The sequence below is a fragment of the Ruegeria sp. AF1 genome, from assembly GCF_056542125.1.
On sequence record NZ_JBQFZG010000001.1, the window covers coordinates 417,681 to 431,069 of the forward strand.

Below are 13,389 nucleotides of genomic sequence, written 5' to 3' on the forward strand. Positions count from 1 at the left end.
CACGAACTGTCAGGGCACAATGACCTTTCAAAACGCAAGGCACAACCCCGCCACCGGATAAGGTAGCCTGCGGCGAAAGGAACCGGTGAAAGGTCTGCACTGGACAGTTGGGAAGTCCGGCGCACATCCTGTGCAAAAAGGGCGCTTCATGCTGTTGATCATCGACCGAGTTCAAAAGACTTATCCCGGCGGGCGGCCCGTTTTGCGCGACGTGTCTCTGACACTGGATCAGGGACAAACGCTTGCTCTGACCGGTGAAAGCGGCAGCGGTAAGAGCACCTTGCTGAATCTGGCCGCCGCCCTGGACAGTTTCGACAGAGGCGAGATTACGCTGGATGGCACGCCCCTGTCCCCTTTGGATGATGCGGGCCGGGCCGGGTTGCGGCGCACAAAGGTTTCGCTTGTGTTCCAGCAGTTCAACCTGATCCCATCGCTGACCGTGGGGCAAAACCTGTCCTTTCATGCCCGCCTTGCAGGTACCGAAAATGCCCAATGGTCCGGGCAATTGGCAGACCGGCTTGGGCTTTCGGATCTGCTGGACCGCTACCCCGAAAGCTTGTCGGGCGGCCAGCAGCAGCGGGTGGCCATAGGACGGGCCATGGCCGCGCGCCCGAAACTGTTGCTGGCGGACGAGCCGACAGGCAATCTTGACGAAACCGCCAGCGCCAAAGTGCTGGACCTGATGCTGTCACTTGTGGCTGATACTGGCGCAGCTTTGCTGCTGGTGACGCATTCCCCGCAAATCGCGGCCCGTCTGGACACGCACCTACGCCTGAGCGGCGGGCGCATCCAATGACATTGGCCGTCGTCCAGGCCCTGCTGTCCCATTGGCGGGTGCATTGGTTGCAACTGGCAACGCTGCTGATCGGTATCGCCCTGGCAACTGGTTTGTGGTCCGCTGTACAGGCCATCAATGCCGAGGCCCGCGCCAGCTATTCCCGTGCCAACGCCCAACTGGCACTTGGGCAGTTTGACGAATTGCACGATCCAGCCGGTTTCATCGCCATGTCCCGTTATGTCGACCTGCGTCGCGCGGGGTGGCAGGTGGCCGCCGTACTGGAAGGCCCTTATCGGGTCGCCGGACGTACGTTGCGTTTGATGGGCGTGGATATGGTGGCCTATCCCGCCCTGCCCGCAATTACCGAGGCCCAGCAAAGCGGTGCGCCGCCCGAACCGGCGGACATATTGACTGCTCCGGGTCGCCTGCTGGTTTCGACAGAATTGGAGCCCTTGTTGCGCGATCAGGACACTCTGCCCCCGGTTCTCAGTACTTCTGCGCTGCCGCCGGATGTGATCCTGACGGATATCGGCGTTGCCGAACGTCTTCTGAATCAGCCCGGTGCAATCTCGCGGCTCATTATTCTGCCCGATCAGCCGCGCGGGCTTCAGTCCCTAACCACGATCACGCCTGAGCTGGAACGTATCAGCCCTTCACAAAAGATCGACACTGCTCGGCTGACCGACAGTTTTCATTTGAACCTGTCAGCCTTTGGATTGCTGTCCTTTGCGGTCGGCCTTTTTATCGTGAACGGCACGGTCGGGCTGGCCTTTGCACAACGCAGAGGCATCATCCGTTCGCTGCGGGCACTGGGTGTCTCGATGCGATTACTGGTCTGGCTGATCCTTGCTGAACTGACTTTTCTGGCCCTGATCGGTGGGCTCGTCGGGTTGCTTTTGGGCTTCTTTCTGGCCGGAGCACTTCTACCCGATGTCGCGGCCACGTTGCGTGGCCTTTACGACGCACCAGTAACAGGGCAACTGACGCTGCAATTGCAGTGGGTTTTGGCAGGGATCGCCATGGCAGTCTTCGGCACATTGCTGGCCAGCGGCCACGCATTATGGCGCCTGTCGCGCATGCCCCTGCTGGCAAGTCCGGGCGTTCAAGCGTGGCGGGGCGACCCCCGCGCGCGCCATCTTGCAGCGGCATTGGGATTGGTCATGATCCTGGGTGGCGTTTTGGCTTATGTCAGTTTCGGGGGGCTGATCGCCGGGTTTGCCCTGTTGGCTGGCTTGCTGACCGGTGCAGCGCTGCTGCTGCCTGCGCTTTTGTCTGTAATGCTTTCACTCTGCGCCCGAGCGGCGCGGGGCCCTGTTACGCAATGGGTCTGGGCAGATATGCGGGCACAACTGCCCGGGTTGTCACTTGCCCTGATGGCCCTGTTGCTGGCTTTGGCGGCGAATGTCGGCGTAGGCACAATGGTGTCCAGCTTCCGGCTGACATTCGTCGGGTGGCTGGACCAGCGCCTGACGTCAGAACTCTACCTGACTGCCAGCGACGACGATCAGGGGCAGGAGATTACCGACTGGCTGCGCCCTCAGGTCGAAGCTATTCTGCCAATCCGAAATGTGGAATTGTCGCACGAGACGGGGCCTTTGTTTCTTTACGGTGTGGTAGATGATCCGGTCTATCGGCAGAACTGGCCAGTGATCACCTCAAGCCCGAATGCATGGGATGACGTCATGGCCGGGCGTGCGGTTCTGATCAACGAGCAACTGGCGCGACGTGCCGATCTCTGGCCCGGCGGTGCTTTGGCCTTATCGCCGGACCACATCCTGACCATCGCCGGGGTCTATTCGGATTATGGGAATCCGACCGGGCAAGCCATCGTCTCGATGGACCAACTGAACCGGATCGCTCCGGGTACGGAGGCCCGCCGCTTTGGCATTCGTCTAAACCCCGAAAACGCAACCGAAATGGCGCAAACCTTAAGGGAACGGTTCAACCTTCCACGTCAGGCTGTCGTACAGCAAGCTGCAATGAAGGCGCAGTCGCTTGCGATATTTGAGAAGACTTTTGTCGTGACCTCGGCGTTGAATGTACTGACCCTCGGCGTGGCGGGATTTGCCATTCTCACCAGTCTGCTGACCCTGTGGACCCAGCGCCTGCCACAGATCGCACCGGTCTGGGCGCTGGGGCTGAACAGGGCGCAACTTGCAGGGCTGGAACTGTTGCGCAGCCTATTGCTGGCGGCATTGACCGCCTGTCTGGCGTTGCCACTTGGGCTTGTTCTGGCATGGGTTCTGCTGACGGTGATCAACGTTCAGGCTTTTGGTTGGCGCCTGCCGATGTTCGTCTTCCCCTGGGATTGGCTGTGGCTGTTTCTACTGACCCTTCTTGCTGCCCTGCTTGCCGCCGCCCTGCCCGCGCTACGGATGCTGCGCCTGCCACCCGCCGATCTGCTGAAAGTGTTCGCCAATGAACGTTAGGACCCTACTAATCCTGCTTATGTGGCTCTACCCGATACCGCTTTGGGCGCAGGGCTATGCAGGTCTAGGCGGAACCGCTGAAGGTTTTGAAGTGCCGGCAGCCGGGTATGAGTTTGATTTCCCAAAGGATCACGGCCCCCACCCGGCCTACCGCATCGAATGGTGGTATCTGACCGCCAATCTCCAAGGGGACGACGGCCTGGACTATGGCATTCAATGGACCCTGTTCCGGTCAGCCCTGAAACCCTATGACAGCGACGGGTGGCAAAGCCCGCAACTTTGGATGGGTCATGCTGCTGTTACGACCCCCAAGGATCATTTTTTTACCGAGCGATTGTCACGCGGGGGGATTGGCCAGGCCGGTGTAACCGCACAACCGATTGAGGCCTGGATTGATGAATGGCGCATGGCCGGATCGGATTTGGACAGCCTGTCACTGACGGCCAATGGTGATGAATTCGGCTATGATCTTTCACTGACTGCGCAAGGGCCATTGGTATTTCACGGCGACGCGGGCTATTCGGTCAAATCCGCCGATGGACAGGCAAGTTACTATTACTCGCAGCCCTTTTACACAGTCGAAGGCGTGCTGCATTTGCCGGATGGCGAGGTGCTGGTAACCGGTCAGGGGTGGCTGGATCGGGAATGGTCCTCACAACCCTTGGCGGCGGATCAGAGGGGCTGGGATTGGTTCTCGCTCAGTTTTGAGGGAGGCGATAAGCTGATGGCTTTTCGCCTGCGCGGGGATCGAGGCGATTTCACCTCGGCCACCTGGATCAATTCTGACGGCAGTACTGAGGCCATCCCCAACGGTACAATCGGCCTTTTGCCGCTGAGTACCGACGAGGTTGCCGGACGCAATATCCCGACACACTGGCAAGTCGACCTAGCGGATCGGGGCATAGATATTCAGGTCTCAGCCCTGACACCTGATGCGTGGATGGGTACCGGTTTCGAATACTGGGAAGGCCCTGTCACCGTAAACGGCAGCCATAAAGGGGTTGGCTATCTTGAGATGACAGGTTACTGAACCAACCCGACTTTTCTTTACGACCGGCGACGCGATCTTTTGCGCGCTGGAAAATCAGTCAGCGAACCACATAAACTGAGACGTTGGAATGCCGCACCACACGCGCTGCATTCGGACCAAGCAGATAGTCTTTGAAATCCGGCCTATGCGCGCCGATCACAATCAGGTCGGAACCGGCACTTTCGGCGGTTTTCAGGATCTCCTGATAGGCTGTGCCTGTCGCGACTACATGGCGGATGCTTTCATTGCGCTCTGCCCCCAATGCCGAAATGCACAGCGCCGTCAGTTTGGCTCGCGCCTCGGCCAACGCCTTGTCGTGAAAACCTGATTCAAAAAACCCGGACACCCAGCTTTCCCCGAAATCGGGCAGCACAGTCACGACATCCAACTGTGCCCCTTCCAGATCCGCCAAAGCAGCGGCTTTTTGCAGGACCGGAGCATCAATCTCGCCATTGCTGATATCAATGGCACACAGAACAGAACGTGTCATGCGGGCACCCCTTGTCTGGCGGCACGGCCGCGTTGCAGGAACGCGATAAGACCCAAGAGGATCATCGCTGGGATATACACCAGCTGCTTGGGCAGCTGGTCGGACGGCAAGCTGACCGACGTCAGGCGTACGGGTTCATCGCCATAGTAGTCAAAGATGGCCAGATCGTCGGCCACCGGCGCGCCGAACAGCGGCTCGTCAAGCTTGACCAGCCCGTCCTCGGGAAACAGCAGCAGGCCCATCGCCTCGACCCGTGCGGCCCCCCCTTCCTCGTCGCCCACAGTGACAACAACGGTTGTGTCCACCATTTCAAGCGTATCGTAATCGGGGCCTGCGACCACTAGGCGGACATCCGTTCCCGGCGGTGTCTGACCAATGGTCTCTTCAAATGCAGCGGGTTCAACCGATTCGAACGGAGGCGAGATACGATCCATGAAAAAGTCTGGTCGGAACAGGGCAAACGCCACCAGAACCAGGGCAACACTTTCATATATACGGCTGCGGGCCAGGAAATACCCCATCGTGCCCGCCGTGAAGACCAGAATCGCTATGGTCGCGAAAATTGCCACCGTAATTCCTTCGAACCATGTTACGTCAATCAACAGAAGATCGGTGTTGAAGATGAACACAAAAGGCAGTGCCACGGTGCGCAGGCTGTAGAAGAATGCTGTGAAGCCGGTTTTGATTGCATCACCGCCTGATACAGCGGCAGCGGCGAAACTGGCCAGACCCACCGGTGGCGTCACATCCGCCATGATCCCGAAGTAGAAGACGAACAGGTGCACGGCAATCAACGGCACGATAAGTCCGCTCTGCGCCCCCAGTTCAACGACCACTCCGGCCATCAACGAGCTGACAACGATATAATTCGCCGTGGTCGGCAGGCCCATGCCCAGAATCAGGCTCAGCAGGCCAACCATGATCAGCATCAGGATAAGATTGCCGCCCGACAGGAACTCGACCAGATCAGCCATAACCTGACCAACACCCGTCAAGGTCACGGTACCCACGATCACGCCCGCAGTTGCAGTTGCCAGTGCGATACCGATCATGTTCCGCGCGCCGTCAATCAGACCTTGCCACAGGTCAGCGACACCGTCGACGAAGGTACTGATTAAATTGCTCTGCCCCCGGAAAAGCGCCTTGAGCGGTTTCTGCGTCAGCAGGATTACGAACAGCAATGCGGTTGCCCAGAAGGCCGACAGCCCCGGTGATTTTTGTTCGATCATCAGGAAGTAAACCAGAACGACGATCGGCAGCAGGTGGTGCAAACCTGCCTTGTAGATATCTGCGACAACCGGCAGCGTGACTTCCTTTGCATTCGGATCGTCAGGCTCAAGGTCCGGCACTTGTGCCGCCAGAAAAAGCAATCCGACGTAAACCGCGCAGACGATCAGGCTCAGCACAAAGCCCGCCGCGGACGGAATCCAGCTTGTTACAGCATCAACCGGGAATTGCGAGCCATAGCAAAGCCCAGCAAACACCAGGAAGAAGGCCAGCATACCCACAACGGTTCGCGCCAGATGCACGTCTCGGTCACCCAAGGTTGGCATGTTCCGCTTCACCGCTTCCAAATGCACAATATAGACCAGTGCGATGTAAGAAATCGCCGCTGGCAGGAAGGCGTGGGTGATCACCTCGACATATGAGATGCCCACATATTCCACCATCAGGAACGCCGCAGCACCCATTACAGGCGGCATGATCTGACCGTTCACGGAACTTGCAACTTCGACCGACCCCGCCTGTTCGCTGGAAAAGCCAACGCGCTTCATCAACGGAATGGTGAACGTACCGGTGGTAACAACGTTGGCAATCGACGAACCCGAGATCAGGCCAGTTGCCGCAGACCCCACAACGGCCGCCTTGGCAGGGCCGCCCCGCAGGTGACCCAGAGCGCCAAAGGCCATTTTTATGAAGTAGTTCCCTGCCCCAGCCTTATCGAGTAGCGCGCCAAACAGCACGAACAGGAATACGAATTTCGTAGAAACACCCAGCGCGATGCCAAACACGCCTTCGGACGTGATCCACATATGGCTCATGGCCTTTTTCAGGCTCGCACCTTTCCACTGGATCACTTCGGGGACCCAGGAAGACGATCCAAAGAACACATAGGCCAGGAAAACCGTGGCTATGATCGCCATTGCCGGACCAAGTGCGCGGCGCGCGGCCTCAAACAGCAACAGCAGCCCCAACAAAGCCACCCATTTGTCGATGTCATCGGCCAGCAGGCCATTATTGACCAGTTTCTCATAGAAGATGTAGCCGTACAGCGCGATACCCGCGCCCAAAACGCCCATGACCCAGTCCTGAACAGGGACATAATTGCGCGGGCTGGATTTCAGCGCCGGATAGGCCGCAAACGCCAGAAAGATCGCAAAGGCCAGATGGATCTGGCGTGAATTATTCACCACGCTTCCGGGCAGCAGGTAATTCGACAAGGGAGAGGCCAGAACGATCTGATATACCGACCACAAAACGGCAACAATCGCCAGAAACAGCCCCACGTTTCCAGCGGGATTTCGCGCCCCTGCATCGGATGAGGCGACAAGGTCCTGAAGCTCTTCCTCCGAGAGTGGGCGATTGCCCTGTGTATCGGAACTCATGTGAAATCTCCCCGTCCTGCGGCCTTGGATTCTTTGGCCCTCTTGTCCCCGGTTTATCCCGGATGTGAACCGGGGCGCCGCAAAAGGACGCCCCGTGTAAAGTCTGGCTTACTGAATCCAGCCTTTTTCTTTGTAGTACTTTTCGGCGCCCGGATGCAGCGGAGCGGACAGGCCGTCCGAAATCATCTCCTCGGGCTTGAGATTTGCAAATGCCGGGTGCAGCTTTTTGAAGTCTTCGAAGTTCTCAAAGACCGAGCTTACAACCGCATAGACAGCATCGTCCGACACATCCGCCGAAGTCACGAAGGTCGCGCCCACGCCAAAGGTGGTGGTGTCATTGTCCGAACCCCGGTACATGCCACCCGGGATAGTCGCAGTGCGGTAGTATGAGTTGTTGTCGATCAGACCCTGAATCGCATCACCGGTGACGTTCACTAGAACAGAATCGCAGGCTGTCGTAGCTTCCTGAATCGAACCCGACGGGTGACCCACGGTGTAAATCATCGCATCCAGTTGGTTGTCACAAAGCGCAGCCGACTGCTCAGCCGCTTTCAGCTCGGACGCCAATTCGAAATCATCGACGGTCCAGCCCAACGCTTCCAGAACCACATCCATGGTGCCACGTTGGCCAGAACCCGGGTTACCGATGTTCACGCGCTTGCCCTTGAGGTCTTCAAAGCTGGAAATACCGGCATCCGCGCGGGCCACAACGGTGAATGGCTCGGGGTGGACCGAGAACACCGCACGTAGCTTTTCGAAGGGACCTGCCTCTTCAAATTTCGAGGTGCCGTTATACGCGTGATACTGCCAGTCGGACTGGGCAACACCGAATTCCAGCTCGCCTTCGCGAATGGTGTTGATGTTGTAGACCGAGCCACCGGTCGATTCGACCGAGCAGCGCACACCGTGTTCTTTCCGACCCTTGTTCACCAGACGGCAGATCGCGCCACCTGTCGGATAATAAACACCGGTCACGCCGCCGGTACCAATTGTAATGAACTCTTCGGCATAGGCCGCCGGAGCCAACATGGCTGCGGTTACAAACGCGCCGAGGCTCAATTTGCTGCTGTTTTTCATTTCAGAACTCCCACATTTTTTGTCTGGCAGTTGGAATTCAAATCAATCACCCTGCTCATGAATCCGTGCCGATAAAAAAATCGGCCCGCTTCACAGCAGATGCAACCTGTTGAATTTTCCAGTTTCTCCCAACCCCCTTGAGGGTTCATCCAGATACATTCAATGTCAAGGCCAGCGCCAGCCTGACTTGCTCCATTCCGCATATATGAGCGTAAGTTTTGAATTTTCCCCTCTGGCACACAGGAAAACCCGCCCGATCAGTCTTCCGGAACTTTACTGTCCTTTTCTGTTCAGGTCGGTTCGACAGCAGGACGTATACGGTGCCCCTGTATTAGCATGAGACTGATAACAGAGGACTGAAAAGAACGAGACCAGATCGAAAAGTGAGAGTTAAGTGCGCGAGCACGCAATAAGCCCGAAAAGAAAAAACAGGAAGCAGGTTCCCCTAACCCCCTGTTTTTACTTTGGTACCCAAGGCCGGACTCGAACCGGCACGGTATCACTACCGGGGGATTTTGAATCCCCTGCGTCTACCATTCCGCCACTTGGGCCACGGACACTGGATTAGCGCCCATCCGAGGGAAGGTCCAGAGGCAAAAATCATCCAATAATCCATTTGTTTCGACCGCGATGGTTGACGGGCCGTCAGGTGCGTGGTTTGGCTTTCCGGGGCCGAGAACGGGATTTGAGTGCTTAATGTTGCGATCACTTTATGACTGGACAATTCGTCTGGCGGAACACCCTCATGCGCTGTGGGCGCTGGCTGTTGTGGCCTTTGTCGAAAGTTCGTTCTTTCCGATTCCCCCCGACGTTCTGATGATTCCGATGATCCTGGCGCGCCCGTCGCGCGCCTGGCTGATTGCAACTGTTGCTCTGGTGGCTTCGGTTCTGGGCGGGATGCTGGGCTATGCGATTGGTGCGTTTTTCTATGAAAGTCTGGGGCAGCCCATTCTTGAATCCATGGGCAAGGCCCATGCGATGGAAGAATTCAACACACGCTTCAACGATTTCGGGTTCTGGGCGGTCCTGGCCGCCGGAGTGACGCCTTTCCCGTACAAGGTCATCACCATCATGTCCGGCTGGACAGGAATGCCGCTTGGGACATTCATCGCAACGTCGATACTGGCACGTGCGCTCAGATTCTTCCTTGTTGCGGCGCTGCTTTGGGGCTTTGGCGAGCCGATCCGTGAATTTATTGAAAAACGCTTGGGGCTGATGTTCACCTTGTTCATCGTCCTCCTGTTCGGCGGCTTCCTGGTGGTGAAATACCTATGACGAGACGTTCACAACTTATCGCACTGGCAAGTCTCGGGTCCCTGGCCCTTCTGCTGGCAGCTTTTGGCTTTCAATATCTGGGCGGCCTTGCCCCCTGTAAAATGTGTATCTGGCAGCGCTACCCGCATGGGGTCGCAATCGCGATTGGCGTTTTGGCGCTGGCCTTGCCAAGACTGAGCATCCTGCCGCTATGTGGCGCGATGGCAGCGGCTGTCACTTCGGGTATTGGGTTTTACCACGCCGGCGTTGAACAAGGATGGTGGGAAGGTCCGACCAGTTGCACATCCGGCAGCATCAGTGGGATGTCGAATGACGACCTGTTCGACCAGATTATGTCAGCGCCTTTGGTTCGCTGCGACGATATCCCGTGGGAAATGTTCAACATCTCGATGGCCGGATGGAATGCCATTGCCTCGGCTGTTCTGGTACTGATCTGGCTCGCGGCGTGGCGGGCAAGCAAGGCCTAGAATTCGTCCAGCTCAGCATCCCAATACAGAAAATCGATCCAGCTTTCGTGTAAGTGATTGGGCGGAAACTTCCGACCAACATTGCGCAGTGCTTCGGCGTCAGGCTGACGGGGCGGCTTTCGCAGGCTCATTCCTGCCTGACGCAGCGATTTCGACCCTTTGCGCAGGTTGCACGGGCTGCACGCCGCCACAACGTTCTGCCAACTGGTCACCCCACCGGCGGCGCGTGGCACCACATGATCAAAGGTCAAATCACCGCGGCTGCCACAGTACTGGCACCGGAACTCGTCCCTCAGAAATAAATTAAAGCGCGTGAAGGCCACGCGCTTTCTGGGTTTTACATAGTCTTTCAGAACAACGACCGAAGGTATTCGGATCTGAGTACTTGGGCTGCGAACCACTTCGTCGTATTCGGCCACGATGTCGACGCGATCCAGCCAGGCGGCCTTGATCGCTTCCTGCCAGGGCCACAGGGACAACGGGTAATAAGACAGGGGGCGATAATCGGCGTTCAAAACCAATGCCGGATGATGCTTCAGCGCACCAGGCTCCCTGACAAATTCGGTCCTGAAGTCTCCGTCCATATCAGAATCGCTCCTCGCTCTGCTCTGCCCGTTTTTGACATCAGAGCGGGGAACACCCGCCCCGGCCTTAGTATAACTATATATCGTGTTAATACTCTGACAAGCCCTGATTTTCCACAATATGTCGCAAACTGGGTAATGCGAATCCGTAACAGGCGCATGACAGTTATCCACAGCTTGCGCGGGACGCACTCTTCGGGGTATGCGCGGGTCATGTCCTGGTTCATTCGCTTCAACAAACCTTATGATGTGCTGCCGCAGTTCACCGACCGCGACAATGGGGATACTCCGCGCAGTACACTGTCCGATTTCATCGATCTGCCCGGGGTTTATCCCGCCGGTCGGTTGGATCGTGACAGCGAAGGTTTGATGCTGCTGACTGACCACGGCAAGTTGCAGGCGCAGATATCGGATCCCAAGCACAAGATGGCAAAAACCTATTGGGTTCAGGTCGAAGGCATCCCGGACGAAACCGCCCTGAAAGCGCTGCGAAACGGCGTCGAGTTGAAAGACGGCCTGACCCGTCCGGCGAAGGTGCGCCAGATCGACGAGCCAGACGACCTGTGGCCCCGCACCCCACCAATCCGCGAACGCGAGACAGTTCCAGACAGTTGGATAGAACTGTCCATACGCGAGGGCAAAAACCGTCAGGTGCGTCGAATGACGGCCGCCGTGGGCCTGCCGACCCTGCGCCTGATCCGTTATCGAATCGGAGACTGGACTCTGGACGATCTGGAACCGGGCCAGTGGGACAGCCTGCCCATGCCATCCCTGAACACCACACCGCAACGAAAACGCGACCGTCGACCGCGCCGGTGACATACCCTGCCCTGATCTGCTAAACTTGAGTCATGAAACTAACTCCCGGAATACCGGCCCCTTCGGCGATTCTGGAAGCGTCGCTTTATGTCGATGATCTGGACGCAGCAGAACAGTTTTACGGCGAAGTACTGGGCCTGAAACGCATTCAGCGTGTCGCCGACCGCCACGTGTTTTACCGAATTGGCGGATCGGTCCTGCTGATCTTTAACCCGGAACAGACGGAACAGCCGCCCCTCGACCCGGACATGCCCGTTCCGCCACATGGCGCCCGTGGTGCCGGGCATGTGTGTCTTGTACTGACCCGTGATGAAATCGCGGTAATGCGCAAGCACCTTCTGGACTGGAATGTCCCCGTAGACGCAGAATTTGACTGGCCCGGAGGCGCACGATCTTTGTACGTGCGCGACCCGGCCGGAAACTCAGTCGAGTTTGCGGAAGCGCATCTTTGGTCTTAATCCGATGCGAAACGACAGTGTTCTGCTGATTTAATCTTACCGGCTAAAGGCTCAGCTTGTCGCGCATGAAGGCCAGGGCCACACTCAGCCCGTCCGGGGCGATGCCGTGCCCGGTGCCCTTCATGACATGAGCGTAGACCTCTTTGAAACCGGCGGATTGCAGGGCCTCTGCCGCTTCGGGCAAGGATTGCGGCGGGACGACGTCGTCGGCGTCGCCATGCACCAGCAATACCGGCATCCGGCTGACAGTTTCGTCTGCCAGAAGGTCCGCCTCTAGCAAACGGCCTGAGAAAGCGACAATTCCGGCCACGGGGTCTTCGCGGCGGGGCGCGACATACAAGCTCATCATCGTGCCCTGACTGAAACCAAACAGGACTACCTGTTCGGGCAGAACATCTTCATCCACCATCAGCGCATCCAGAAAGGCATTAAAGTCCTCGACCGCCATTTCCATGCCCCTGCGCGCTTCTTCCTCAGACGACCCGTCAATCCAGGGAATCGGAAACCACTGAAAGCCATTCGGCATTCCGGGGATCTGCTCGGGCGCGTCCGGGGCCACGAACAATGTGTCGGGCAGATGTTCACCCAGCGGGTCGGCCAAACCCAGCAGATCGGCACCGTTTGCGCCATAGCCATGCACGAACACCACAACCGAGCGCGTGTCGGCCGAAACAGGCTCTTTCCGGAGCGCATTCAAAACCCGTGTCATCTGATCCCTTCTCTTTGCTTTGCAACCCGGTAATAGGCCCACAGCACCCGCGCCGCAACCGAGCGCCAGGGCGACCAGGCCTCGGCCATCTTGCGCAGTTCTTTATCCGTTGGGCGATTGGGCAGGTCATAGAGGATGCGCGCGGCCTCTTGCAGCGCCAGGTCGCCGGGGGCGATCACGTCAGCGCGACCAAGTGAGAACATTGCGTATATTTCCGCAGTCCATACGCCGATGCCTGGCACTTGCGTCAGCGTGGTCACAACCTCCGCATCAGGAACATCACGTAACGCTTTGTAATCTAAACGCGCTTCTGCCAACGCCTTTGCATATCGGATCTTCTGACGGCTTAGCCCTACGGCCCGCAGATCGTCATCCGTTGCCCACATGATCTTACGCGGACCTGTCAGTTTGGCGTCTTGCAGGCGTTGCCATATTGCATTGGCCGAAGCCACGCTGACCTGTTGGCTGACAATGGCACTCAGCAGCTGCGCGAACCCGTCAGGACGGCGACGTAGCGGCAATGGGCCAATCTGTTCCATTGCATAGGCCATGCGTGGGCAGCTCCGGGCCAGCCATTCAGCCCCTTCCGCCACACAACCCGGCGTTTCGATGATGCGGCCAACGGGCATGTAGTCCCCCTGCTCGGTTGTTACTGGCACGTTAGGCG

The 13,389-nt window shown here is 57.8% G+C and carries 13 protein-coding genes and 1 tRNA gene; 7 read left to right on the plus strand and 7 right to left on the minus strand.

Translation table 11 applies throughout. The features are described 5' to 3' along the window. Positions 1 to 148 precede the first annotated feature (148 nt). The 3 genes from ACR0BK_RS02045 to ACR0BK_RS02055 are packed head-to-tail and all read left to right on the plus strand — an operon-like array spanning position 149 to position 4,237. Positions 149 to 796 carry an ABC transporter ATP-binding protein gene (locus tag ACR0BK_RS02045; RefSeq protein WP_480553575.1) on the plus strand — a complete coding sequence of 216 codons (648 nt, stop codon included), beginning with the start codon at positions 149 to 151 and terminating at the stop codon, positions 794 to 796. Then, a complete protein-coding gene (locus tag ACR0BK_RS02050; protein WP_480553577.1) occupies positions 793 to 3,207 on the plus strand; it encodes an FtsX-like permease family protein in 2,415 nt (804 codons plus the stop codon). The genes ACR0BK_RS02045 and ACR0BK_RS02050 overlap by 4 nt, the downstream gene beginning before the upstream one ends. Continuing rightward, the gene (locus ACR0BK_RS02055; RefSeq protein WP_480553579.1) at positions 3,197 to 4,237 is read left to right on the plus strand and encodes a lipocalin-like domain-containing protein; all 1,041 of its coding nucleotides are present in this window, start codon (positions 3,197 to 3,199) and stop codon (positions 4,235 to 4,237) included. The genes ACR0BK_RS02050 and ACR0BK_RS02055 overlap by 11 nt, the downstream gene beginning before the upstream one ends. A 58-nt stretch (positions 4,238 to 4,295) precedes the next feature. Here ACR0BK_RS02055 and ACR0BK_RS02060 read toward each other — a convergent pair whose 3' ends face one another. The 4 genes from ACR0BK_RS02060 to ACR0BK_RS02075 form a co-directional block, all read right to left on the minus strand. After that, a complete protein-coding gene (locus ACR0BK_RS02060) occupies positions 4,296 to 4,727 on the minus strand; it encodes a universal stress protein (RefSeq protein WP_480472915.1) in 432 nt (143 codons plus the stop codon). Further along, positions 4,724 to 7,333, minus strand: a complete 2,610-nt coding sequence (locus ACR0BK_RS02065) for a TRAP transporter permease (protein WP_480553581.1) — start codon at positions 7,331 to 7,333, stop codon at positions 4,724 to 4,726. The genes ACR0BK_RS02060 and ACR0BK_RS02065 overlap by 4 nt, the downstream gene beginning before the upstream one ends. A gap of 108 nt (positions 7,334 to 7,441) precedes the next feature. After that, on the minus strand, positions 7,442 to 8,410 hold the full coding sequence (locus ACR0BK_RS02070; protein ID WP_480472919.1) for a TAXI family TRAP transporter solute-binding subunit: 969 nt from the start codon (positions 8,408 to 8,410) through the stop codon (positions 7,442 to 7,444). A 465-nt stretch (positions 8,411 to 8,875) separates the two neighbouring features. Further along, positions 8,876 to 8,961: transfer RNA gene (locus tag ACR0BK_RS02075), tRNA-Leu, on the minus strand. 145 nt (positions 8,962 to 9,106) lie between these two features. Here ACR0BK_RS02075 and ACR0BK_RS02080 point away from each other — a divergent pair. Next, positions 9,107 to 9,685, plus strand: a complete 579-nt coding sequence (locus ACR0BK_RS02080) for a YqaA family protein (protein ID WP_480472921.1) — start codon at positions 9,107 to 9,109, stop codon at positions 9,683 to 9,685. Continuing rightward, complete coding sequence (locus ACR0BK_RS02085; RefSeq protein ID WP_480472923.1) at positions 9,682 to 10,152, plus strand: disulfide bond formation protein B; 471 nt, start codon at positions 9,682 to 9,684, stop codon at positions 10,150 to 10,152. The genes ACR0BK_RS02080 and ACR0BK_RS02085 overlap by 4 nt, the downstream gene beginning before the upstream one ends. Here ACR0BK_RS02085 and ACR0BK_RS02090 read toward each other — a convergent pair. Continuing rightward, on the minus strand, positions 10,149 to 10,736 hold the full coding sequence (locus tag ACR0BK_RS02090; protein WP_209503840.1) for an HNH endonuclease: 588 nt from the start codon (positions 10,734 to 10,736) through the stop codon (positions 10,149 to 10,151). The two genes, ACR0BK_RS02085 and ACR0BK_RS02090, sit on opposite strands and share 4 nt — an antisense overlap. A gap of 213 nt (positions 10,737 to 10,949) precedes the next feature. Between ACR0BK_RS02090 and ACR0BK_RS02095 the strand changes: the two genes are divergently transcribed. Both ACR0BK_RS02095 and ACR0BK_RS02100 read left to right on the plus strand, forming a co-directional pair. Next, positions 10,950 to 11,555, plus strand: coding sequence for an rRNA large subunit pseudouridine synthase E (locus ACR0BK_RS02095; protein ID WP_480476745.1), 606 nt, complete (start codon positions 10,950 to 10,952; stop codon positions 11,553 to 11,555). 32 nt (positions 11,556 to 11,587) lie between these two features. Beyond that, complete coding sequence (locus ACR0BK_RS02100; protein WP_480553583.1) at positions 11,588 to 12,013, plus strand: VOC family protein; 426 nt, start codon at positions 11,588 to 11,590, stop codon at positions 12,011 to 12,013. 43 nt (positions 12,014 to 12,056) lie between these two features. On the opposite strand, the gene ACR0BK_RS02105 is transcribed toward ACR0BK_RS02100, so the two are convergent. Next, on the minus strand, positions 12,057 to 12,722 hold the full coding sequence (locus ACR0BK_RS02105; RefSeq protein WP_480553585.1) for an alpha/beta hydrolase: 666 nt from the start codon (positions 12,720 to 12,722) through the stop codon (positions 12,057 to 12,059). Then, positions 12,719 to 13,351, minus strand: coding sequence for a DNA-3-methyladenine glycosylase family protein (locus ACR0BK_RS02110; protein ID WP_480553882.1), 633 nt, complete (start codon positions 13,349 to 13,351; stop codon positions 12,719 to 12,721). Before ACR0BK_RS02110 ends, ACR0BK_RS02105 begins: the two co-directional genes overlap by 4 nt. Positions 13,352 to 13,389: the final 38 nt, after the last annotated feature.